Origin of the sequence: Agathobaculum sp. LCP25S3_E8 (assembly GCF_052117165.1) — a bacterium.
Taxonomy (GTDB): Bacteria; Bacillota; Clostridia; order Oscillospirales; family Butyricicoccaceae; genus Agathobaculum.
On the sequence record NZ_JBQKJR010000001.1, the window covers coordinates 74,060 to 98,053 of the forward strand.

Genomic DNA, 23,994 nt, shown 5'->3' on the forward strand with positions numbered 1-23,994 from the left:
GTTTTGCTTGTTGGGGAAGTCCCCAAACCCCTTGAATGGAAAGGACGGTGAAGCATGGTAAACAGAACCAGAAAGATTGTGCTGCGCGTTCCCGTGACGCCGGAGGAACGGGAGCTGATTGAACAGAAAATGTCGCTGCTGCACACGAAAAACTTTTCAGCTTATGCCCGGAAGATGCTCATTGACGGCTATATCGTCAACTTGGACACCACCAACATCCGGGCGCAGACCGCCGAGATACAGAAAATCGGCGTCAACGTCAATCAGATTGCAAAGCGGCTGAACAGCATGGGGCCGGTGTACGCGCAGGACATCGAAGATATAAAGGGGGCGTTGGCGCAGATATGGCAGTTACAAAGATACATCCTATCAAGTCAACGCTGAAAAAAGCCCTGGACTACATCGAAAACCCTGACAAGACCGACGACAAGCTGCTGGTGTCCTCCTTTGCCTGTTCCTATGAAACAGCAGACATTGAATTTGAAATGCTGCTGGCGCAGGCGTACCAAAAGGGCAACAATCTGGCCCACCATCTGATACAGTCCTTTGCTCCCGGCGAGGCCACGCCGGAACAGGCCCATGAGATCGGGAGGCAGCTTGCCGATGAAGTGCTGCAAGGGAAATATCCCTATGTGCTGACTACTCATATTGATAAGGGCCATGTCCATAATCACATCATTTTCTGTGCGGTGGATATGGTGAATCAGCGCAAGTACATTTCCAATAAACAGAGCTATGCCTATATCCGGCGTACCAGCGACAGGCTGTGTAAGGAAAACGGATTGTCCGTGGTAAAGCCCGGACTGAGTAAGGGCAAAAGCTACGCCGAGTGGGACGCCCAGCGGAAAGGGACGAGCTGGAAAGCGAAACTCAAAGTTACCATTGATGCTGCCATCCCGCAGGCCAAAGGCTTTGACGATTTCCTGCGGCTCATGCAGGCGCAGGGCTATGAGCTCAAACCGGGCAAATTTATTTCGTTCCGCGCTCCCGGACAGGAACGCTTTACCCGCTGTAAGACGCTGGGGGAAGCCTACACCGAGGAAGCTATTAAAGAGCGTATCAAAGGCTGCGTTATCACCAGAGTGCCCAAAGAGCGTAAGGGAATTTCTCTGCGGATTGATCTGGAAAACAGCATCAAGGCCCAGCAATCGGCGGGTTATGAGAAGTGGGCGAAGCTCCACAACTTGAAGCAGGCCGCAATGACACTGAACTTCCTGACAGAACATGGGATAGACACTTACCCGGATTTGGAAAGCAAGGTGGCCGAGATCACCGCCGCCAGCGACGAGGCCGCCGCTGCCCTGAAAGCTGCGGAACATCGGCTTGCAGATATGGCGGTGCTGATAAAGAACGTCACCACCTACAAGCAGCTCCGGCCCGTGGCGCTGGAATATCGCAAGGCAGCGGACAAGGGCAAATTCCGGCGTGAGCATGAAAGCACGTTGATTTTATATGAAGCTGCGGCAAAGACCCTAAAGGAACAGGGCGTGAAAAAACTCCCTGATCTTTATGCCCTGAAAGCTGGTTACAAGCGGCTGGCCGAGGAAAAAGAACGGCTGTATGAACGGTACGGCGAAGCGAAAAAGCAGATGCAGGAATACGGCATCATCAAGCAGAATGTGGACGGCATTTTGCGGGTGACGCTGGGAAAGGAGTGGACACAAGAGCTATGAGCATACCGAGAATGAATTACCCTCAATATCGCAAGGCCCGGAAGCTGACGCATGAGTGCTGCAACTACTGTGACGGAAACTGCCTCTTGCTGGACGACGGCGAGGAATGTGTGTGCGTCCAGAGCATTTCCTATTCGCTGCTGTGCCGGTGGTTTCGTGCCGCTGTTCTCCCGCTGGATGCGACCCTGTGTGCCGAGATCACCAAAGACCGGGACGAGGTGAAACCCTGCTCCGAGTGCGGCGCTGCATTTATGCCGAAGTCCAACCGGGCCAAATACTGTCCATCCTGTGCCAAACGGATGCGCCGCCGCAAAGAGGCAGAACGACAGCGGAAAAGATATTGGAAATCCATAAGAATTGATGCCTAATAGCGATATTGAAAATACAATCCGGCAAAGGCGACTTTACTTCGTCCCTACCGGATTGTATTTGTAGCCATACCCGGCTACGGTTTTTATGAATGTCAGTCCCTTTACAATGGTGGCAGTCTTTTTCCTGATTTGAAATACTGTGTTTTCTACCGCATGGCAGTATCCATTTGACGGTTCATGCCACACGGCCTGATATATTTCTTCTTTTGTAAATGTAACTTCTGGATTGGAGTATAACATATACAAAACATCAAACTCTTTTGTAGACAAAAATACTTCTTTCCCATCTACCTTAACAAGATGCTTTTTGATGTCTATGGTAAGCCGGGAGGAAGAATAGTCTATTCCCCAAAATTCCTGCACAGAGAGGCAGTCTAATCTGATCTGCTCCAATAGCAGTGATAAATTGTCAAATTTCATGGGGTTACGAAGTTTTTCAAATAATTGTATTTCAATTTTACTACCATACAAATCACGGCTAAAATTCAAAATATGAGTTTCTACCGATATATCTGTATCGTTATCCACCGTGGGGCGTGTTCCAATATGTGTAATTCCATAATAAATTTGATTGTCCAGAAAAATGCGTGTGATATACACACCGTTCTCTGGCAGTTGCTTTTCATTTTCAACTTTCAAATTGGCTGTTGGGGTTCCAACCAGCTTACCAATTCCTCGGCCATGAATGACTATACCAAAAGATGTGTAGATAGGTTTTCTGTTCATAGAAGTTCCTCAAATTATTTCGTTCATAGATAAAATCAACAAAACACAGGTAACAATAATTGCGATTGCCAACAGGATAAGCCCCGATGGCCTCCCTTTAGTCTTATTTGATGTAGTAACGATATATCCGCTTTTTCTTAATGATGTTATTACAGGCTTATAAAGCAAAAATGTAAACCCTGCATTAAGCCCCGCCTTTAATGCGTTGAAAGGCAGAAAGGCTGGAAGCAATAATTGAACAACCGCTTCACGCGGATAACCCATATAAAGAGGTGTGATAAGATAATTCCATAACAGCATAACACAAATCATTGTCAGACTACCAACCACTAAACCCATTACTGCGCCGGAAAGAGTGTGTTTTTTCTTATAAATGATTGCTGCTGTGCAAGCAAAAGAACAGGTGGAAATAATATTCATAATACACCCCAAAATGCCTGTCTCACTAACTGACAACATTTCAATTACAGACACAATAACGGAAACAATACAAGATGTCAGCGGCCCCCATATCAAACCGCCTAATGTGATGATAACATCTTTGGGGTCATACTTTAAGAACAGGACAACCGGGACACGGCCCACCACCATAGCGACATAAGCGATTGCGCTCAACATTGCAAGCGTTGTGATATTTTTTACTTTATTCATTTCGTTTCCTCCGAAAAAAATTGGCACCTGAAAGGTGATGCCTTTCAAGCGCCTATTTTGATAAAGTAAAAGAACCAGCGATAAAAATATCGAACAATTTCTTTATCTTCTCCTATCCAGACTATACTGTTGGTTTTGGAATTGCACCAAATCATGCGTCAAACGCTTGCGGACTTTACCGCCAATCGGGAATTACACCCTGCCCCGAAGACATCTTTATTCAGTTGTCAAAGTGATTTTACATCTCACATTCTAATCTGACAATATGTTTAAACGATTTCGGAATTTTTTCGGAAATCTTGCGGCATACGCAAAACGAATACGTCAGCGGAAAAGATACTGGCAGTCTACGCATTTAGGGCCTTAAAACGCCCGGTATTCCGGGGCTTTTCCGGCATGGTCGGTGAGGTGGTGGGAGGATTTATCATATACCCGCCGAAACGCTGTTCTAAATGCGTAGGAAAATCTTTCCGCCGCTGGTTTTCCTGCCGGTTCTGTGGTATGCTGGAATAAGACAAAAAACGACAGGAGTTGACACGATGGCCGAACAGGAAATGTTGCTGGACATTGATACCATCAAGGCCGCCGTCGCCGGTGAGAAGTGGGCCAAAGAAAAGGTGATCCAACACTACACCCCTATGATCGACGTGCTGGCCGTTGACGAAGATATGAAGCAGCACCTTATTCTGAAACTGCTGGAAGAACTGCCACACTTCCCGATGGGGCAGGCATAAAGAAAAAGAACGCCGGACGCAGAGGCACACAGCCCCCGCGCCCGGCGCTTTGCGATGCTTAGATCACTCTTACACTTTATATTTCATATTGTATTGCTCTAAAACCACATTGATGATATACTAAGAAAAGAATATCAAGTGTGTATCTACAAGTTAAAAGAAAGGGAAAAATATACTATGCTCAAATCAATTATAACATTGATAGTTACCCTTATTGTAGGAGTTGTATTCATGGCAATAGGAAATGATTTCCTTAATGGATCTACTGATCTCGGTGTGATTGTAGCCGTTGCCGTAGCGGGGGCCTTGGTTGTGTTTTTTAATGGACAGAAAGGAAAATGAAAGGTACGATTACAAAATAGGATTTTTGATGTGGAGAGCTGATTATGGAGAATATATTTGATAAGTTCAAGAAATTAAATTTAGACACCTCGCCCATAGGTCTATCAATCGAATTGAGAGAACCATTTTTTTGTACGCCGATTGGAGCCCAAATTATTGGGTGGGATAATGGAATACATTATTGCTTTATCAAGGGATTTAAGGAGATTGTTTTTTGCGTAAATCCAGAAACGTGCTGTAATTATTATGTTTATCCACTTGCTAAAGATTTTACAGATTTTTTAAGGTTGCTTCTTTCTCTGAAAACAACAAATGCAATTCAACAAGTAGTGTGGATGGATAAAGATGCTTTTGAAAACTTTATGAATGATCCTGATGAAGTTAGATATACAAGTAGTGAGCCAGTGCAAAGCATACTTCAAAATATTTCCTCTAATTTAGAGGTTGAACCGATAGAAAATCCATTTGATTATATCAAAAAACTCCAAAAGGATTTTCCGTATAAAGAGATAAAGTTTACAGATGAATTTTATAATATAACTGGTTTAACACGGCAAGAGAATATCTAAAAAAGTTGCAGAGGACACTTTCAACAGTGTTCTTCTGCAACTTTTTTGTTGACTAATTAAACTTTTGATTTTTGTGAGATTTCTTTGAAAAGGATGCCGTTAATAACCAGCCCACCAACTTGTTACCTGTGTATGTGTTGCTTTTGGAAGATGAATCAGATTGCTATACGCATTACTTCCGCCGTATGCAAGCGGGCGAATATGGTGAACATCGTATAAACTGCGATTTAAGGTAACGCCCGTATTGGCGGTGTAAGTATTATAGTAGGTATCAGCTAAATTAGACGGACGAGTAGTTGTTGCACCTTTGGCATAGTTAGCAGGCGGCATGGGTAGGCTTTTCCCGCTTACAGAATCAGAAAAATTAAAATTCCAAGCGTGTCCTGTTCTATTAGAAAGTGCAGTTGTTGTTACGCCACTTCCAGAAGTAGCATTATCATAGTCCGTAATAGTGTAGGCAACATAATAATACCCTGTTTTTGCAGGAACTGTCCATGTGTAATCTACGCCATACTCACTGTTGGATGTATATGTATGGTAAACAGAACCCCCAACATTTGAGTAAGAGCCGGATAATGTTGTAAAACTCCCCTTTAATTGAGCTGTCAATTTAATATTTGGTTTCACAAAAGGAGAGGTTGGGCAATCAACATTAAAATACCAAGTAAATTCGCCACCACTGGTTTTTTTAATTCCAGCACGGACAAGATAAATTTCAATTCCTCGCTCACTGGGAGTATCAGCAGATCCTTTAGGAACAGGGATGGCAACTTCGTCGAAAGTAAGAAGTTCACCATCCTCAACAAGCATTTCACCCGTGGTCGTATCGTAATGAGTGACTTGCCCGGAATCAGCGGGAGAGGTATCCATGACGGCTTCCAACTCATTCTGGTAGGGTTCAGCCGCAATAGCAGTAATCGACATTCCTATGGCCATCATGGTGACAAGCACCAAACTCACAATTTTCTTTAAGTGTTTTTTCAACATACAGTCATTCCTCCTTATTAGGTATCGTAAATAGAAAATGCCATCAAACTATCATCCCAATGGAATCACCTCTTTCATTCATTTCAATCGCGCAATCCCCTTATGCTTTATGGTAAAATTATACAAATTATGAAGTATAAAGTCAATATTATATGAACAATACAGTGTAATATACTAAAAAGCGCCGGACGCAGAGGCCATACAGCCACCGCGCCCGGCGCTTTGCTATACTTGGATCACTCGTCCGTGAAATGGAACTGCCGCGCCTCAAAGTCGGCGTCGTGCATGGCGTCCAGCTTGTCGGCGGTCTGGCGGGCCAGCGCCGCCATGTCCTCGTCCATGTCCGGCAGGGCGGCCCGAATGTTGGCCGCCGTTCTGCGCCGGTCGCTCTTGTGATACATACAGATCAGGTTTTCTTCCTCTACGGTAAACGGTACCATTGTCATACCTCCAATTCGTTTTTCTTGGTTCTGGCCGGGGCCTTTTTCGGGGCTTGGGCCTGTTTGGTTTCGGATAGCTGCCTGCGGATGGAAGCGCGGGGCCTCCGCACTTCCTTGTCCCGGTTCTCGTCCTTGCCGATCACCGCATACAGGCCGTGCCGGTCTTTCATGCCGGTAAAGCACAGGGATTTATAGGGCAGCATAGAAAACAGCCGGTCGGTGTCCTTGCTGGACGCAATCTGGACGAAGTACGGGGACAGCTCCACCATGAAATGCGTTTTGTTGGGGCTGTTGGGGGCGGACAGATCTTTCAGCCCGGCCACGATCCGCTGCGCCTCGGCCAAAATCATGCCGTCATGCAGCGCCGTGATGTGGGCCTTAAAGTCGCCGGGCGCAAGCTGCGCCCGGCCTTTCTGTTCCTGCCGCAACAGCTCTCGCAGGTGTTCCGGCTCATTGGGCTTGGCCTCATACCGCAGGAACGCCCCCAGCTTGGGATCGGGCCGCCCGTCGAAGTACAGACCGGCGGGCTGCTCTCGATCGCCCTTTTCATAGTGCAGGATGATGTTGTCGGCCTCTACCGCCTCGGCTGCAACGTGCCGGAAGTGCTGGGGATAGTCCAGCTCATAGAGATTGCCGCGAATGACGCCCCGCACATTGCCGGTCAGCTCCACGGCGTATGCCAGCACCCGGTCACGGGTCTGCTCTCCGTAAAACTTCCATGTGTTGTGCTGCCGGGTGCCTTGCAGGTACACATCACTTTCCCGAAAACAATGTGTCCCGGACGGGCGGGACATCCACAAAAGCGTCTTGTCCTCGGCCTTGTCGCTGGTAGCGGCCCGCCCGATGATCTCCTTGTCGATCTCAAAATCGCTTTGATAAAAGGCGGTGTTCTGCCGCATGAGCTGATCCAGCGCGGCCAGAACATCCACATTCTCAAACCTGTTCATGGCGTCACACCTCCAATTCCTGTGCTTTTTCCCGCTGCGGCGGTTTCTTCTGCTGTTCCTCCTTGGCGGCTTTGAGCTGCGCCCGGATGGACGGTTTTTTCTGTTTCTGCGCCGGGCGCTGGGGCTGCTTGGGCTTTTGGGCCTTCGCCTTGGCTGCCTCGGCCACGTCGAACAAGGAAATCTGTTCCCCGGCTTTGGCCTTGGCTTCCAGCTCACTCATGGTCGGGGCGTTATTCAGAACGCCGTCGATCATGTTGTAGTTCTGCTCGGTTGTCATTTCAGCGGCCTTGATGGGGCTTTCCTGCTGGGCGGGGATGGCAAAGGCGTCCGTGCCGTTGCCCATGATAAGATACTTGCCGTCCTCGGATTGGTGGTGGAAACCATAGCCTGCGGCTTCCAACTGCTCCCGGCTCATGTCGGTTACAAGGAAGCTGCCCCGTGGGGTCTGGATGCTCTCGCCGGTGAGCAATTCCCGTGGCGTAAGCTGTTTTTCCCGCTGCAAGAAGAACTCCGGCACCGGCGTAAAGCCGAAGCTGTCACAGTAATGGGCTTCCTCCTTGCCGCTGCGGGTCAGCACCACAACATCGGAAACGGAAAGACTGTGGCCGGTGAAGTTGGCGGGATGGTCAATGTTGAATGTACGGTAAATGTCCTCCAGCGTGGTTTTGCCGTCCAGCGGGGCCGTGTAAACCAGATCGTAATTCTGCCGGTCAACGGCCAGCCCTGCCGCCTGCAAACGCTCGTAAGGCTCAAAGCGATAGTCCCGTGTTTCCGGCCCGCCTTTGAGCTGGTAGATGGTAAAGGTGTCGCCCTGCTCTGGGGAATCGACGGTGAAATACGGGTTTTCCCATTGGGTGAAAGGCATATCCGGCATGGCCTTATAGCTGCCGTTCTCCATCACATAGGGCCGCACCCGGTCAAAGCCGATTTCCTGTGCCACACGGGAGAGGCTTTCCAGTACCACGGGATCACTCCGCAGCCGTTCCATGCGGGTGAAGTCCTCCACAAGATAATTCTGGCCCGCCCGCACATGGAGAATATCGACGGCGCTCATGCCGTCCTTGCTTTCCATGCCCAGCGTCAGATGGGCGCAGGGGCGGCCATCGGTGTTCAAATCCTTGGCCTCGCTGTTATAGGGCTGGCTCCGCAGCTCGTCGAACCGGGCCTTGGCTTCCTCAAAGGTGGCGAAATGCTCTATCGGGGTCTGCTGCTCGGCATTGGTGGCCCATGTTTTCAGGTCGGGGATCACATAAAAGCCCCATTCCCGGCCAGCCTCCGGCGCGGCGGCGCTGCGCTCGGCCAGTGTCTTTTCGGCCCGTTCCCGCACATCGTCCCGCAGCGGCACCGTATAGAGGCTGGAATCAGAAGAAAAGCCCACATTATTGAAAACGTAGTCTACATCGGCCTCTTTCAAGGCTCCTGCCGGATAGTAGTCAGCCCGTGTTGGGGTGTCGCTCACCTTGCCGCTGGCAATGTCATGGTTCAATCCCGTTTCCAGATGGGTACAGATTTTGCCGTCCACGGCCAGCGTCACATAGTACCAGCCAATATAACCGCCGGTCTTTTCGTCGGCTCCCTCGTTGAACTCCACATTGAGCAGCGTGTAGGGCTTCAAGCCCTTTTGGGCCGCGATCTCGTTGTCCTTGGCCTCCCGCTGCAACAGCGCAGGCAGGGCCGCTTCCTTGGTGGCCTTGACGATCTCCGGGTTGTACTGCACCAAAGTACGGTTGACACATTCCGTCTGCACCTTGACCGTCTTGGCTTTCGGCGTCAGGTGGTTGCCGATAAACAGGGACGCGCCGTTGTCGAAACGGATTGTCATGTCGCTGGTGCCGCGCCATTTGCCGGTACAGGGGGACGTATGGATTTCGCCGGTCTTGCAGCCAAACGTCTGCGCGATCACATTAATCTTGGCCTGCAAGGGCAGGTCTTTGTAGCGGTCAGCGATTTCCAGCGCCTTTTCCTGCAACTCCGTCAGGGTTTTTGCGGGGGCCGCCTGCGGCTCGGCGTCGGAAGTAACTTCCTGCGCCGGGGCGGTTTCCGGCTCCTGCACGGGTTCTTGTTTCAGCTCTGGTGCCGGTTCCTGTTCCGGGGTGGGTTCCTGTTCCGGCTGTTCCTGCTCCTTGGCATACAGCTCCTTGACGGCCTCCTGCGTCAGCTCCCCGGTATTGAGCTGATCCATCAGCTCCCGGCACCGTTCCGGCGTCCCGACGTAGAGAATATCCCCGATCTTGGCCCTGCCGTTGTCCTGCGGAACGTAGGCTTGCAGCATATACAGGTTTTCCCGGCTGTCGCTGCTGGGGGTGGCGTGTACCCGGTAGAAGTAGTCCGGCTCGGTCTGATCCTGTGCCATCTGCGCCCGCTGCTCCCGGCTGCTGTTGCGTTGCAGCTCCGTGGGCTTGATGCCGGAAAGGGGCTGAATACAAGCAATCCTGTCCGACGCACGGTAGGCATTGTCGTTCAAAAGCCGCTGCCATGCACCCACACTCGGCGCCCAGCGGAAACCGTTCTCTTTCAACTGCTGGCGGGCGTCCGCTTCCGGCTTGCCGTCAAAGAACACCTGCAAGCGGCCCTGATCTCGGTTGGCCTCCACATGGCCGCCGTCAAATTCCCAGCCCACATAGGCCACTTCGTTTGCGCGGGTCAGGCTTTCGATCCTCTGCCGGACGCGGCGGATTTCCGCATTGTTGTTGGACAGCTCCCAGCTCTGAAACGGCTTCTTTTCATAGTGCCAGCCGGACGCCATATCCGCTTTCAGATTTTCGAGGCTTTCAGGAGAGAGGTGCGGGCAGCCGTCCAGCGTACCGTGTTTGCGGTAATAGGCGTTGACCGCTTTCATGGTTTCCTGCGCCTTTTCCAGACCGGCTAGCTTCTTTTGCAGCTTGGGAATGGCCTGCGGGTCGTCCTGCCGGATGCCGCCCATGCCGGTGCTGCGGATTTTATCAAGCAGCCCTTGGATGTACTGCCATTCCTGCATATTGCTGTCGCGGGCCGCGTTCTGTTTCTCTTTCTTCCGTACCGGGAAATTGGAACCACCGGCAATCAAAATGGACGGAACACGGGCGTCAATCTCATAGCCGTGGTTCATGTTGGCGGCCAGTTTCCGGGCATAGGTGTCAAGCAGGCTGTCGATCTTCTCATGGTACATGGGATCAACGCGCTTTTTCTGTTCCTGTGCCAGCGCAAAGGCTTTATCCACATAATGCCGGTACTCGGCTGTGGCGCTGCCGGGCTGGTAGTCGGAAAAGCTGTTCATTTCCTTGGCACGGCGGGCCGCGCCCTCATTGATGGAATAGTAATAGTCGGACGCCGCAGGCTCTTTCGTCGGCTGTTCCGGGGCTTCCTGCTGGGGCGGCTCTTGGGCCTCCTGCGGCTGGGCCGGGGCCTCATAGCCAGCCGCCGCATATTCCTCCACGGTCATACCGGCTGCGGCGGCCTCCTGCGCGATCTCGGCCTGCACCTGCGCTTTGTAGTCCTGCAAGGTCTGATCAAAATCGGACAGCTTCGGCGGCTCCGGCAACCGATACTGCCCCTGATTGAGAAGTGGGCGGCACTCCTGTACATAGTCAAGAACGGCATGGAAATAGGCGGCCTGCTCCGGCGTCAATTCCTCCCCGAAAAGCAGGGGTCGTCTGGCTTCCTGTTCCATGTGGGAGAGATTGCAATGCAGCTTCATATAAGGAACAAGCTCACCCAGCAGCATATCCCGTTCTGCTTTGTCCTGCTCCCAGCCCTCTAAGCCGGTTTCCGCAATCACATGATTTTTCCAGCTTTCATCCTGGGCATAGTATTCATGGTAGCTCTGGATGTGCTGTATCAGGGAACCGTCCCCGTCGCCAAAATCCTGCCGCCCCTCGTAATTGTCCGGCTGGCCCCGGAAAGTAAAATCAATGCGGAACTTTGTCTTGTCATAGCCCGGCTCCTGAAACTCCGCGTCCAGACGGGCAAACAGGGCGTCGGCCTCATGCAGCGGCATGGTCTGGCCCTCTTTCAGATGGGGGCTTTCACTCCAAAGCACCGTAACAACCGGCTCCGCTGCCGGGTCAAGAGCCGGGGCCTCGGTCTGGTCTGGTGTTTGCTGTTCCAGCGGCTGTTCGGCTTCCTGTTTTGCTTCGCGCTCCTGCTGAAGCTGGGCCAGATGGCCGTCAATGTCGGTTATCAGCTCATTGGCTGCTTTACGGATGGTTTCAAGGGAGGCTTTCAGCTCGGACAGCTCTCGCCCGGAACTCCAACCGGCCACATAGCCAAAGGAATAGTCCGATGTGTCCAGCCCGTAATGCTGGCAGACGGCATACGCCACGCTTTCAGCCTGCACCTCACGGGTGCGGCGGTCGGGCCGGTCAGCCTGCTCAGTGGTTGGGGCGTCCTTGTCGATGGCGTGGAGCTTGGCATGGGCGATCTCATGGATGGCCGTTTTCAGGGTTTGCAATTCACTCATGCCCTCGTCAATGGCAATCCGCTTTTCTTCCAGATGATAGTAGCCGTGTGCGCCGCCCTCGATGTTCTCAAAGGCTATCGGCACCGGCGACACCTTTTCCAGCGCGGCGAAAAAATCCTGATACTGTTCTACGCTGCCGGTCAGCTCGGACACGGTAATGTCGGGGATTTCCTTGCCCTCGGTCTGGCTCACGTCAAAGACTGTGACGACGCGAAAGGCCGGGATTTCAATTTCCCGTTCCTCGGTAACGGGCTTGCCGTCTGCGCCGATTACCGGCTTTTGGGTAGCCGGGTCAATTTTCTCCATCTGCTTTTTCACTTTGTAGGGGGACGGGGCCAGTATCTTGATGCCTTTTTCACCTTTTTTCACATGGCGTTCAAAGTCGTCCCGCCACTTACCAAAACCGGCAACCAGAGAGGCGTCCGGCTTCTGCATGGCGATCAGCAGCGTATTGTTGACGCTGTAATTATGGAATTTGGACATTGCCGTGAGATAGGCTTTGTACTGTTCACTTTCAAAAAGGGCCTGTATTCCGGCTTCCAGACGGTCAGTGATCTCTTTCATGCGCTCGGCATTGTTCTTTCCGTTTAAGTCGATGGGGATAACCGGCTGGGGCTGCGGGGCCTCGGTAGTCAATACCGCCGCCTGCCGGGTCTTGATCTCGTCCCGCATAACCTCCGGCTGGGGAAAGGCCATTACCCGGTATTCCTCCGGCACCGGCTGGCCCTCATGGACGCTCTGCCACTCGTCGCCGCTTTTTACGATATAACCATACTCGGTAAAAGCTCCCTGTTCCTGCTGGGAAATGTGGCGGCCAAACTGCGCCGTATCAATCCCGGCTTTCCATTCCTGCGGCATATCCACCATGCCGGAACGGTTCAGGTAGTAGTCTCCCAAAGCGGCGGCGGTATGCACATCCGGCAGATGCACATAGTAGTCCACGTTTTCGGTAAAGTCGATGATCTGGCCGATACTCTCAAAGCCGCCCTTGGGGGTTTGCAGGGCGGCGTTCAGCTCTGCGATCTCGGAGGCGTCAAGCTGGCCCAGCCGGGCGGCAAGGAAATTCAGCTCGTCCACGTCGGCGGCCAGCACCATATCGTAAGGCAGCGCAAGACGCTGGCCCTCCGGGTAGGAATACCCGTGGATAAAAAAGTCCTGCGGATTGTCGGCGGAAATGCCGATCTGCCGCAGGGCTGCTTGCAGTTGTTCCGTTGTAGTAGGCATATCCAGCCAGACGCCATCCTTGCCCTGTTCGTAGAGCTGACGGTTATGGAGCTGGATAGAAAACACTTCGTTCACGCGCTCACTCCTTTCATTGTCCTGTTCCATCAGACGGTGCATCAGCTCGTAGTCCTCAACGCTCATGTTGCCGTCATATACATACGGGTCGATGTCCTCGCCATTATAGGGGCGCTCATAAAAAGGCAGCCCCGCTTCATGGGCCTTGGCCCGCGCTTCCTCTAATACCTCCGGGGGCAGCACATCGTCGTGGGCCTCCATAAACGGGGCGATATTACTTAGGCCGTTTTCGTAGTGGTGGCGCACTCCGGCGGCCAGCTCGTCCACGCTCATTTTCTCGTCCAGATAGCCGGAATAATAACCATTCACCACAACGGCCTTGGGGTCTGCGGCCTGTATCTCGGCAAGCCGCATTTTGTCCTCCGGGTACAAATAGTCGCTCATATCCAGATGAAACGCTTCCCCGTGCCATGAACGGCCCTCCCGCCAGAACGCCAGCCATATAATGCCGCTTCGTAAATCATCCTGATATTCTCTTACAGTGTCCCGTAAACTTGCCATCGGCAGCCTCCTTTCTCTGAAATATAAGGGTTTGGGAAACTCCCAACAAGCAAAATCCCCGGCCCGGTCAGGTACGCCAGGTCAGGGATTTACCGGGAGTGTAGCCACACTCCCTATGCTTGCTCTGTTAGTGTCTTAGCTCCTGTGTTCCACACGGTAATTGACGTATTTCCCGCCGGTATCGGCCAAAAGCACCGTCCCGTCATAGGTTTTTCCGGTTTTCATAGAATAGAGGCCCTTTACCTTTGCTTTTCCGTCTTTGAGCAGCGCGGCGGCGATCTTCGGGGTGAACACTTTCCTGCGTTCCTCAAAAAATCGGTCATTCTTCCACATGACAAACTGGCAGGCCCGGTTTCCGCAGTAGTAGTTTTTCCTGCCCTCGTAGACGGCCTCGCCGCAGCGGGGGCACGTCCCGATTGCCACACGCTCGGCCTGAAACAATTTCTGCTTATCTTCGCTGATGCAGGAATAGGTTTTCACCAGCTCCCGCGTCATGGCCTCAATACCTGCCATAAACTCGTCCGGGTCAGCCTGCCCCTTGGCGATCTCGGTCAGACGGCTTTCCCATTCAGCGGTAAGCTGGGGAGAGGTCAAAGCCTCCGGCAGTACCACGGCCAGATTGATGCCGTCCTTGGTGGGAATGAGCTGCTTACCCTTTCTCTGGACAAAGCCCATCTGAACCAGCTTTTCCAAAATAGCGGCGCGGGTGGCCGGGGTTCCCAGCCCCTTGCGCTCGGCGTCCTCCGGCATATCCTCGGCCCCGGCCCGTTCCATAGCAGACAGCAGCGTATCTTCCGTGTAGGGTTTGGGCGGCGTGGTAAAATGCTCCGTGACGGATGCAGCCACATCCGCAAAGGTCTGGCCCTCTTTAAGCTCCGGCAGCTCCCGCACCGCATCGGCTTCCTCGTCGGCGTCGGTTTTCAGGGAGGAACGGAAACGGCGGTCAATCTCTTTCCAGCCGGGGGAAAGAACAGTCTTGCCCTTGGCGGTAAACTCTTTTCCGGCACAGGTGAATGTGGCGGTGACAGCCTCATACACATAAGGCCCAGCCACGGCGCACAGCACCTTGCAGCAGATCATAGACAGCAGCTTTCGTTCACTCTCGGCCAGTCCGTCAAAGCCCTGCTTCACAAATTCAGCGGTGGGGATGATGGCGTGGTGGTCGGACACCTTTTTGCTGTTCAGGATGCGGTCATACTGTGGGGAAATGTTCAGGCCCTTGGCGAAAGGCACCAGCTCCCAAAGGGCGGGCACAAGGCTTTCGGCCACTGGCAGCATACCATCGGTGAGATATTGGCTGTCCGTTCTCGGATAGGTCAGCAGTTTCTTTTCGTACAGTGTTTGTGCGTAATCAAGGGTCTGTTTGGCGGTAAATCCAAAGAGCCGGTTGGCCTCCCGCTGCAAGGTGGTCAGGTCATAGAGCTTGGGCAGTTGCTCCGTCTTTTTCTCCCGCGTCACGGAAACACAAACGGCCTGCGCTCCGGCACAGGCCGCCTTGACGGTGTTTGCTTCGGCAGCATCAGAAATCCGGTTGCTTACTGCGTCCGCGTCGCCTACACCGATATGGACGATGTGATATTTCTCTTTCTTGAAATTCGTGATCTTGGCGTCGCGCTCCACCAGCAGATTCAGGATCGGGGTCTGGACACGGCCCACGGTCAGGGTCTTGTGGTACAGCACGGAGAAAAGCCGGGTGGCGTTGATGCCCACCAGCCAATCGGCTTTCGCCCGGCACAGGGCCGATTGATACAGCGGGTCATAGTCCGTTCCCGGTTTCAGGTGGGCAAAGCCGTCTTTAATGGCGCTGTCCTCCATGCTGGAAATCCAAAGGCGCTTGAACGGCTTTTCACAGCCTGCCATCTGATAGACAAAACGGAAAATGAGTTCTCCCTCGCGCCCGGCATCAGTGGCGCACACAAGGCCGGTCACGTCGGGGCGCTCCATCAGGGAGCGCAGAATGTCAAACTGCTGTTTTTTCTCGTCGGGGATGATGTACTGCCACGTTTCCGGGAGGATGGGCAAATCCTCATAGCGCCATTTCTTGAAATGCTCGTCATACCGGCCCGCATCGGCAAAGGACACCAGATGCCCGATGCACCAGCTCACCAGATAGCCGTTTCCCTGCAAATATCCGTCGTGCTTCTCCGTGGCCCCAATCACGCCCGCAATACTGCGGGCGACACTCGGTTTTTCTGCAATTACCAACTGATAACTCATTCCTCGTCCTCCTGTTCAGTTTCGGTTTCCGGCGCTTCGTCCTCCAAATCCTCGTCGTCGCCAAAATCATACTCGTCTAAATCGTCGCTGCCCTTGGTATCTGCCCTGGGCTTTTTGAACTTGAAGTAATACAGGGCTGCGCCGCCGCCAGCCATTGCTACCACAAGGAACATGATCAGGCCGCCAGCGCCGGAACCGCTGTTTTTCGGTTCCTCCTGCGGGGCCTCGGTTTCCTGCGGCTGGGCCTCCTGCGGTTTCGGCCCGGTACATTCGCTCATGTTATTTTTACAAACCGGGCAATTCGTATTGACGGCCCCGGCCTTACATTTGGTGGTACAGGTGCAGACAGAAGCGGTGCTTCCTTTCTGGCCGTCCTCCATCAGCGCCAGCAGGTCGGCTTCATCCACCTGATTTAAGAAATGGACGGTTTCTTTTCCCTCGTCGTCCCGGTCAATAATCAGGTAAAAGATGTTGCCAGTCTTGGTTTCCGCGGTGATAAACTGCTTGCCGCTTTGGGTGGTGCTGCCGATGTCGTCAATCAGCGTCAGGTTCCCGTCCGGGGTCAGGGCAGCGCTACCGCCGGTCTGGCTGCCAGTGAACAACCCCAGCAGGGCGGCAAGTTCTTCTTCATCAAGGGAGAGGGAGAAGCTACCCTCGGCGGTGCTTTCTGTTATGGTATCGCTGACGGTCAGATAGTCGGAATGGACATAGCCGATGCGCTCCGGCAGAAGAATTTTCACCCAATCGCCGTCTGTGCCGATCACTTCCACCTGCGTTCCGTTGGGAAGCTGGGTGAACGCGGTCTTATCAAGCCCCGCGCCGGTGCGGACATTCAGCTTTCCACCGTTTGTAGTCACAGTGCCGGTCTGTGTGGTTTCCTCCGTGCCGCTGGTAGTGATCTGGATGCCATCGTCCGTAGCGGTGATGCTTACTTTGGAGCCAAACAGGGAGGAAAGCAGGTCGGCGGCCTCCTTGCCGGTCAAGCTCTTTGTTTTATCGGCCTCCGTTTTGTCTGCGGCTGCGGTTTCAGTCTTGGAGTGATTGTCTGTGTCAGGCTCCACGCCGCCTGTTGCTTCGGCGGCAGCTTCCGGCAAAGGCTCCGGGGCCGGGTCGATGCCGCCTGCAAAGGCGGTAACAGGAAAGACCGTGACGCAGAGCATCACGGCCAGAATTGCGGGCAGCATACGGGAAATTCGTCTGGTTTTATTCTTCATGGGCATTGTCCTCCTGTTCATGGTACGCTGTGACAGCAGGGGCGGCCTGCATTGCGCCGGAACGCAGAAATGCGGCAAATTCCTCCGGCTTCATGTTCATGCCGCGCACAAGCTGGATGATCTGCAAATTCTCCTGTTCGGTTTTCTGCGCTTCCAGCTCCCGAAGCTGCTTCTGATATTCCGCGATCTTGGACTTGGTTTTCTGGATGTCCTTTTCGATGCGGTCAAGTTTACTTGCCATAGTCAAAACTCCTTTCTGGCGTCAGGGCAGACGCCCGAAACTGTAAAAATGGGATTGCCAATAGTTTGAATTGAGATTTGTGTAGGAAATGGGGTCGCCGCAATGCAGCATAACCGAATTGCCCACATACAGGCCGACGTGGGACACGCCGGGGGTGTCATAAGTGCCAACAAAAAACACAAGGTCGCCGGGCTTGGCCTGCGAACTGGAAACAGGGGTGCAGATGTTGTATAGGCCTTGCGCTCCCAGCCGTCCCACGTTCCAGCCGGAATGATTGATGACCCATGAGATAAAGCCGCTGCAATCAAAACTGGTGCTGGGGGAGCTGCCGCCCCACACATAGGGATAGCCGATATACTTTTCGGCCTCTTTCAGCATGGCGGCAAACTGTTCATCCTCCAAAGCCTCCGGGGGAACGTCATAATAGGTCGGTTCTTTCAGGGTGGAGGCGTGGGGGTACTGGCTGCCGGAAAACAGGTCGGGCCGGTTGCCCAGCGTGGACATATACAGGGAATAGGCACTTAGCGTTTCCTCGTCCATGATGTAGACCGGCACATGGGACAGGTTGAAATTTTCCAGCGTCACAGTGCAGATGTAATAGTCATACGGTACTTCTACTTCATACTCGTATTCCTCGGTTGAGGTTTCGCCGGTGTCCGGGTCTGTGACCGTCCGCGTCCCTGTCCGGGTTTCCGTGCGGTAACGCACTTCTTTCACAACGGTTTCCGTCAGGATGTATTGCTTGTCGAACAGCATTTGCAGATCGCTTCGCACCTCTCCAATAGTAAATTGCCCGTCATGGAGTGCCGACAGAATGGAGATCAGCACATAGGGGTCATGCTCGATGCTGTCAAGGTCAAAGTGGTACTCGTCATAGTCATGGGTAGCCTCGTAGTTGTCCAGATACGCTTGCAGCTCGGCTTCCATCTGTGTGTAGGCATCCTCGGCGGCCAGCATATCGCTGTCCTCGGAAAAGTAGGAGGACGCCGCAATGCCGCTTCCGGCGCTGCCAAACATGGCGGTGCAGGATTGCAGGCCGGTCAGAACCATCAGCAGCAAAAGCCCCAGCACCAGAACGGCCAGTGAACCTTTCCAGTGACGGGCCACAAAAGAGGCAGCCCGTTTGCTTTCCTCGGCGGCTGCCTTGGCCGCTCTGGTGGAGGATGCGGCTGTCTTAGCTGCGCCCTGTGCCGCCGTCCCTGCGGTCTGGCCCGCTGTCCGGGCGGCTTTGGCATACTGGCGCTTGATTTGCTGCTTTTGCCAGAACCGGGAAACGGGATTGGTGGCCGCCTGCGCGATCTCCGGGTTATCCCGCAAGGACTTCTGGTAAAAATACTCTGCGTTTGCGGCAAGGGCCTGACGCTCGGCTTTTTCTGCGTCCCGGTAAGGTTTCAGCTTGTGGTGCCGGATGCTGCTGCGGATGGCCCGGCCAGCCTGACGCTCGGCAAGTTCTTCTCCCTTATGGCCGCCCTCCACACCCACGTTTTCATGCTCAACTTCGTGGATTTTTCCGTGGGCGAATAGCAGCGCCTCCGAAACGGGCCGGCTTGCCGGATTGGGCTTTAACTTGGGAGGCCCTTTTTCCTGCTGTTCAAAGCGCAGGGCGCTCTTGGCCTTGCCGGTGGCCTCGTCATAGACTGTTTCTTTCACGACAACACGCTTTTTCGGGATGGCGTCACGGGCTGCATCCAGCTTGTCAGCTTTCTTATCTGCTTTGCGGATATAGGGCTGTAAGTCCGGGTCGGCCCGTTCTTCCTCGGTCAGTTGGAGCCGGGAGGATGGCCGGTGCAGGGCGGCGTCCCCCTCGGCAGCGGTGGCCGCTGCCTGCTTTGCGGACTTTTTGGCCTTATGCCTGTCATGGGCATCGTCGGCCCGTTCCAGCAGCTTTTCCGCTGTGCCGCCCGCCTCCGGGGTATAGTCCTGTTCAGCCTCCCGGCTGGAAATGTTCTCTACTTCGCCGGTGGCCTGATTTTCCAGCGTCAGGCCATCGCGGGTCATGGCCTGTGTCACCTTGGGCTTTGCTCTCAGCTCTTTCAATGACCGTCACCTCCTTTGCTATTTGGGGTCATTGGCTTACCACCTCGCTTAACCGGGTCGTCATAATCTTGTAGAGCTGGGTGTTGCGGGGGATCGGGTTGGTAAAGGGCAGCACCACATTTTCAAAGATCAAAAGGCCCTCGCCGGGTTCGGAATTGTCGATGTACTTCTGCTGGTCTGCCGACAGGTTGAGCCGTTCCGCAAGGATTTTTCTATCCCCGGACGCCTGATTGAGCAGCGTAATAAAATCGCTGTTTTCCAGAATATTTTCGATCTCCGGGGAGGAAAGCAGGTCTTTCACGTTCTGCGTCGCGCCGGTTGGGATGCCTCCCCATTTCCTGAACCGCTTCCAGATTTCAGCGGAATAGGCTGCCGTCTGTTCCTCTTTCAGAAGCAAGTGGAACTCGTCGGCAAAGTACCATGTGGCCTTGCCCTGGCTGCGGTTGGCGGTGACGCGGCCCCAAATCTGGTCTTGGACAATGAGCATCCCCAGCTTTTTGAGCTGTTTGCCCAGCTCCTTGATGTCAAAGGCCACAAGCCGGTTCCCGATGTCCACGTTGGTGCGGTGATTAAATACATTCAGGGAGCCGGACACATACAGGTCAAGGGCCTGCGCCACACGGTCAGCCTCCGGGACGTGCTGATCTAACAGGGCTTTGTGGAGGTCGGACAGAATCGGCATATTTTCCGGGCGGGGGTCTGCCAGATAGGGCCGGTAGATCACCCGCACGGCCCGGTCAATGACCGTCTTTTCAATGGGTTCCAGCCCGTTCTTGCCGCCCATGACCAACTCGCAGAACGACAGCACGAAGTCGGATTTCAGGGCCAGCGGGTTATCGTCCTCGGAATAGTTCAGGTTGATGTCCAGCGGGTTCACATAGTCCCGGCTGGTGGGCGACAGCCGGATCACCTGACCGTGGAGCCGCTTCACCAGCGGATAGTATTCAGCCTCCGGGTCGGAGATAAAAATATCGTCAGGCGTCGTTAAGAACACACTGACGATCTCGGATTTACAGCTCATGGATTTGCCGCTGCCGGGGGTGCCTAATTTCAGGCCGTTGGGACACCGGGCCTGTTTTCTGTCCAGCATAATCATGTTGTGGGACTTGGCGTTGACGCCGTAATACATGGCTGCGCCGCCCTGAAAAAGCTCCTGCGTCACAAAGGGGACGAACACGGCCACGCTGGAAGTGGTAAGGCCCCGCTGGATTTTGATCTGGTTGACGCCCAGCGGCAGGCTGCTCACAAGGCCCTGTTCCTGCTGGTAGTCCAGACGGACAAGGGAACAGTTGTATTTCTGCGCCACACCGGCGGCCTGAAACACATCGTTGCTCAACTTCTGTTTGGTGTCGGCCACGTTCAGCACAAGAAACGTCAGCATGAAAAGGCGCTCATTTCTGGTTTGCAGCTTGGTAAGAAGTTTCTTTGCGTCCTCCCCGTAGGTGGCAAGGTCGGAGGGAAGTATGTCCATATCATAGCCGCTGCGGACGGCCTTTTTCTGCTCCTGTATCTTCATGGCGTCAAGGTCGGTGATCTTGCGCTTGATGGTCTTGATGGCCTCGGTCTGGTCGATGGCCTGCACATGGAGGTTCACTAAAATACTGCTGTCTGTATTGAGAAAATCGGCCAGCATTTCATCCGAAAGCTCCGGGGCGAGGATTTGCAGGAAGCTCACCGCGCCGTATTTGCCGCCCATGCCAAAGGTCTTTGCAGTGCCGAAGCACAGGGAGGATGGAGCGATAAAGTCCTTGGTGGAAAGGCCGGAGGGGGTCATCCACTTCCAGTCAAAATTGAACAGTTCCCCGTCCGGGTGGAACACGCCATGCAGCACCGCAAGCCGTTCTTTGCCGTTCATCACATGGGCCACAGCTCCCATCGTCTTGAAGTAACCTAAGAGGTCAAGGCCGATGCGGTTCAGTCTGGCCCTTGCAGATTTCGGGCTGTCGGCCTCAATGGTGAACGTCAGGTACTTGGTCTTAACGATGCCGTTGTTGCCGTTTGCAAGCTGCTTTTGCAGGATGCCGGTGTACTCGGCCCAGATGTCGTCGAAGTCGTCCCCCTGCGGTGCGATCTCAAAGCTCTTGGCGTACTGCACCGGGTCAACCCTGCGGTTCAGGAACGAAAACTGGACGTGGATAGAGGCGTCCACATAGTTGTACAGGTCGCAAAGATGTTCAAAAATGGCTGTCTTGGTGTCCGGCTGGGCGAGCTGATAGCTGATGTCCTCAAAGGCAATGCACTTGGAAAAGGTGTTTTTCGTCAGGCGGCACACACCGTCCGGGTACATGGCCTCATAGGGGATGGTGGCCTGCGCCGTATGGGGCTTGCCGTCGCCCTTGTACTTGCGGATTACCGCATCAATTTCTTTTCGCTGGGCGCGGGTCAGCTTTGTTTTTTCGGGTTCTTTTGGAATTTCTTTTTTGGACAATGGCCTTTACCTCCTGTTCCATTTGATGCTGCCGCATAAGTGCGGCGTAGGCGTTGTTGGTCTGGTAGGGGCGCTTCTTGGGACGGAGGAAGCAGCACTGAATCATCTGCATTACCACCACTTCAAGGGGCTGGCCGTGACGCTCATACATGGCAAGCAAAAAGCCCGGCAGCATGATAAACACCATGAGCAGGGCCGCCGCACTGGTGGAGAGATAGTCACGGGTGAGAAAGTATAACGGGACGCCTACCAGCAGCGCACCGCCAAAACAGATCAGTTGCCGTTTGGTAAGGCCAAACACAACCTTGGATTTCACATGGGTTAAGTCCTTGGGGACAGTTACATAAGCCATCTGGCACCTCCTTTCACGACGGGTTCAGGGTAAGATCACATTCCACTTCGTTGCCCCACGCATCCCAGCCGGGGCATTTCTGTCTGGCAAACAGCTCCACGCGAGGCAAGTCGCCCGCCAGCTCCACGATCTTGTCACGGGTCACATCCGGCTTTTTGCTGTGCTGTTCAATCGGGCTGATAATGAACTGATGGACAGCGGCAGAATGACGTTTCGGTTTGCCGCGCTTTGCCAGCAGGCAGATTTCCGCGTTCCCCCTTGTCCAGTAACCCAGCCCGTAAAACCATGTAGGGCTTTTGCGGTTCTGTTTCAGCCAGACAAAGGCCACCGTCTTGAACGTAAAGCCCCATGCCCGGATAAGCTGCAACGCCTCCGGCAGCATGGGAAATGTGGCCCATAAAAACAGCAGACTGTCCTTGGCGGCCAGTGTTTCCACCGGCAGGGCGCACAGCTTGTCTATGCTCATGGTGGGATAGTGATTTTCCGCTGCACCCGATTTGTTTTTGCACTCATACCGCCACGGCGGGTCGGCGTAAATGATGTTGTATGTTGAAATAAATGATTTCCTCCTGTGTGTAGTTGATTTTTAATGCGCCGAGAATACGGATTTACTGATGCTGCCGGTCTTGAACAGGCAGAAGCACAGAAGCACCGTATAGCCCATGCAGCCCCAGATTGCGCCGGATATGTCAGAAGCGGAAGCAATGTTCTGTATCAGCACCGCATAGATACCGACAACAACCATGATTAAAAAGGCTTGGAAGCCCAGCGCCAGCAGGGATTTCAAGTAGTTCTGGCCCATGCCGCGCCACTCGCTGTTTCCCATTGTGGCAAGAGGGATAGGCCCTAACGAGGTCACGACGTATATTTCAATCATGCGCCCATAGGTCACAAGGAAAATGCAGATGGCGAGAATGTTCATGGTAAGGCCCACCACAAGGGTCTGGAACCACAGGCCCAGAAGCCCGCCCACACTCATAGCCTCCAACTGGCTTTCAAGGTCAGGTATCAGGCTGTTAAAGTCCACAGACGTTTCCCCGATAATCACACCGGTGCTTTGATTGACGACGCTCTGGGTGGCGTCGAAGATGCCCATGACGATGTTCCATGTGTTGCTGACAATGAGGATGGCAAACGCAGACTTGAAAATCCAGCGGAAGAACATGGAGCTGTCAAAGTCGTGCATATTGTTTTTCTCTGTTATCATCTGTATCAGCTCCATGCACATGACACAGGCAAGGATGGCCGCTGCGATAGGCAGCACCACCGTTTCAGACAGGTTTTGCAGCATATTGAAAATGCCGCTGTTCCACGCCTGCGGGGTGGCCCCTACATCGGCGGCGATTTCTCCGACTTTGGCATTTACATTGTCAAACAGCCCGGACAGGTTGCCCGTGATGCCGTCGATTAGAATACCTTTTATCCATTCTTCAATGATTTCACTAATCACGGGTAAACACCTCCTTTCCCGCGCCCTCCCACTCAGGCCGGGAGAGCGCGGAGGGGATTAGTGCGGATGGTTACGGACAAACGCCGGGCTTATCCCAGCAGACCGGACAGCAGGGGAATGAGGGTCACACCGATCAGGGCCACACCGCCGCCAGCGACAAGCTGCTTTACGCCCTGGCTCTTAGCACCGGGGTTGTCCTGGCCGTAGCCCTCCAGAAGATTAACGCCGCCCCAGACGCACAGGCCGCCGCCCAGTCCGATCACGATAGTCTGCAAAGTGTTCACTGCGCTGTTGAAAAATTCCATAAATGTTTCCTCACTTTCTGCCGCGTTTTGCGGCTCACAAAATTGTTTGATTTGGATTTGGGGTATGAAAAT

The 23,994-nt window shown here is 53.6% G+C and carries 19 protein-coding genes, 1 pseudogene and 1 riboswitch; of the genes and pseudogenes, 5 read left to right on the forward strand and 15 right to left on the reverse strand.

What is annotated here, in order from left to right; all coding sequences use genetic code 11:
* Positions 1 to 54: 54 nt before the first annotated feature.
* Genes ACTQ34_RS00430 through ACTQ34_RS00440 form a run of 3 tightly spaced genes read left to right on the forward strand, consistent with a single transcriptional unit; the run spans position 55 to position 2,041 of the window.
* Positions 55 to 384: a plasmid mobilization protein gene (locus ACTQ34_RS00430; RefSeq protein WP_441361994.1), complete on the forward strand. Its 330-nt coding sequence runs from the start codon at positions 55 to 57 to the stop codon at positions 382 to 384.
* Positions 345 to 1,673, forward strand: coding sequence for a relaxase/mobilization nuclease domain-containing protein (locus ACTQ34_RS00435; protein ID WP_441361995.1), 1,329 nt, complete (start codon positions 345 to 347; stop codon positions 1,671 to 1,673). Before ACTQ34_RS00430 ends, ACTQ34_RS00435 begins: the two co-directional genes overlap by 40 nt.
* Entirely contained in the window at positions 1,670 to 2,041 is a 372-nt protein-coding gene (locus ACTQ34_RS00440; protein WP_441361996.1) for a cysteine-rich VLP domain-containing protein, read from the forward strand. The genes ACTQ34_RS00435 and ACTQ34_RS00440 overlap by 4 nt, the downstream gene beginning before the upstream one ends.
* 36 nt (positions 2,042 to 2,077) lie before the next feature.
* On the opposite strand, the gene ACTQ34_RS00445 is transcribed toward ACTQ34_RS00440, so the two are convergent.
* Together ACTQ34_RS00445 and ACTQ34_RS00450 are read right to left on the reverse strand one after the other, a co-directional pair.
* Complete coding sequence (locus ACTQ34_RS00445; RefSeq protein ID WP_441361997.1) at positions 2,078 to 2,770, reverse strand: riboflavin kinase; 693 nt, start codon at positions 2,768 to 2,770, stop codon at positions 2,078 to 2,080.
* 9 nt (positions 2,771 to 2,779) lie between these two features.
* Positions 2,780 to 3,421, reverse strand: coding sequence for an ECF transporter S component (locus ACTQ34_RS00450; RefSeq protein WP_441361998.1), 642 nt, complete (start codon positions 3,419 to 3,421; stop codon positions 2,780 to 2,782).
* A 100-nt stretch (positions 3,422 to 3,521) separates the two neighbouring features.
* Positions 3,522 to 3,637, reverse strand: a riboswitch (FMN riboswitch).
* Positions 3,638 to 3,960: 323 nt separating this feature from the next.
* On the opposite strand from ACTQ34_RS00450, the gene ACTQ34_RS00455 reads away from it, so the two are divergent.
* On the forward strand, positions 3,961 to 4,155 hold the full coding sequence (locus ACTQ34_RS00455; protein ID WP_441361999.1) for a helix-turn-helix domain-containing protein: 195 nt from the start codon (positions 3,961 to 3,963) through the stop codon (positions 4,153 to 4,155).
* Positions 4,156 to 4,541: 386 nt separating this feature from the next.
* The gene (locus tag ACTQ34_RS00460; protein WP_069988603.1) at positions 4,542 to 5,066 is read left to right on the forward strand and encodes a hypothetical protein; all 525 of its coding nucleotides are present in this window, start codon (positions 4,542 to 4,544) and stop codon (positions 5,064 to 5,066) included.
* A gap of 99 nt (positions 5,067 to 5,165) precedes the next feature.
* On the opposite strand, the gene ACTQ34_RS00465 is transcribed toward ACTQ34_RS00460, so the two are convergent.
* The 13 genes and pseudogenes from ACTQ34_RS00465 to ACTQ34_RS00525 form a co-directional block, all read right to left on the reverse strand.
* Positions 5,166 to 6,053 (reverse strand): HNH endonuclease signature motif containing protein, encoded by an 888-nt coding sequence (locus ACTQ34_RS00465; protein ID WP_069988604.1) that lies wholly within the window; start codon positions 6,051 to 6,053, stop codon positions 5,166 to 5,168.
* Positions 6,054 to 6,289: 236 nt separating this feature from the next.
* Positions 6,290 to 6,493 (reverse strand): transposon-transfer assisting family protein, encoded by a 204-nt coding sequence (locus ACTQ34_RS00470; protein WP_069988605.1) that lies wholly within the window; start codon positions 6,491 to 6,493, stop codon positions 6,290 to 6,292.
* A 2-nt stretch (positions 6,494 to 6,495) separates the two neighbouring features.
* Positions 6,496 to 7,440, reverse strand: a complete 945-nt coding sequence (locus ACTQ34_RS00475) for a hypothetical protein (RefSeq protein WP_441362000.1) — start codon at positions 7,438 to 7,440, stop codon at positions 6,496 to 6,498.
* A gap of 4 nt (positions 7,441 to 7,444) precedes the next feature.
* A pseudogene (locus ACTQ34_RS00480) lies at positions 7,445 to 13,663 on the reverse strand (YodL domain-containing protein); the annotation flags it as partial.
* 150 nt (positions 13,664 to 13,813) lie between these two features.
* Positions 13,814 to 15,895 (reverse strand): DNA topoisomerase 3, encoded by a 2,082-nt coding sequence (locus ACTQ34_RS00485; protein WP_441362001.1) that lies wholly within the window; start codon positions 15,893 to 15,895, stop codon positions 13,814 to 13,816.
* The gene (locus tag ACTQ34_RS00490) at positions 15,892 to 17,109 is read right to left on the reverse strand and encodes a CD1107 family mobile element protein (RefSeq protein ID WP_441362002.1); all 1,218 of its coding nucleotides are present in this window, start codon (positions 17,107 to 17,109) and stop codon (positions 15,892 to 15,894) included. The genes ACTQ34_RS00485 and ACTQ34_RS00490 overlap by 4 nt, the downstream gene beginning before the upstream one ends.
* A complete protein-coding gene (locus ACTQ34_RS00495) occupies positions 17,099 to 17,350 on the reverse strand; it encodes a DUF4315 family protein (protein WP_325208224.1) in 252 nt (83 codons plus the stop codon). The genes ACTQ34_RS00490 and ACTQ34_RS00495 overlap by 11 nt, the downstream gene beginning before the upstream one ends.
* Positions 17,351 to 17,371: 21 nt before the next feature.
* Positions 17,372 to 19,348 carry a C40 family peptidase gene (locus ACTQ34_RS00500; protein WP_441362093.1) on the reverse strand — a complete coding sequence of 659 codons (1,977 nt, stop codon included), beginning with the start codon at positions 19,346 to 19,348 and terminating at the stop codon, positions 17,372 to 17,374.
* Between the two features lie 67 nt (positions 19,349 to 19,415).
* Positions 19,416 to 21,800 carry a VirB4-like conjugal transfer ATPase, CD1110 family gene (locus ACTQ34_RS00505; protein WP_441362094.1) on the reverse strand — a complete coding sequence of 795 codons (2,385 nt, stop codon included), beginning with the start codon at positions 21,798 to 21,800 and terminating at the stop codon, positions 19,416 to 19,418.
* Positions 21,745 to 22,167, reverse strand: coding sequence for a PrgI family protein (locus tag ACTQ34_RS00510; RefSeq protein WP_441362003.1), 423 nt, complete (start codon positions 22,165 to 22,167; stop codon positions 21,745 to 21,747). Before ACTQ34_RS00510 ends, ACTQ34_RS00505 begins: the two co-directional genes overlap by 56 nt.
* 13 nt (positions 22,168 to 22,180) lie before the next feature.
* A complete protein-coding gene (locus ACTQ34_RS00515; RefSeq protein WP_441362095.1) occupies positions 22,181 to 22,723 on the reverse strand; it encodes an MT-A70 family methyltransferase in 543 nt (180 codons plus the stop codon).
* A 30-nt stretch (positions 22,724 to 22,753) separates the two neighbouring features.
* Positions 22,754 to 23,617 carry a VirB6/TrbL-like conjugal transfer protein, CD1112 family gene (locus tag ACTQ34_RS00520; RefSeq protein WP_441362004.1) on the reverse strand — a complete coding sequence of 288 codons (864 nt, stop codon included), beginning with the start codon at positions 23,615 to 23,617 and terminating at the stop codon, positions 22,754 to 22,756.
* An 89-nt stretch (positions 23,618 to 23,706) separates the two neighbouring features.
* Positions 23,707 to 23,922, reverse strand: coding sequence for a Maff2 family mobile element protein (locus ACTQ34_RS00525; protein ID WP_117440504.1), 216 nt, complete (start codon positions 23,920 to 23,922; stop codon positions 23,707 to 23,709).
* Positions 23,923 to 23,994: the final 72 nt, after the last annotated feature.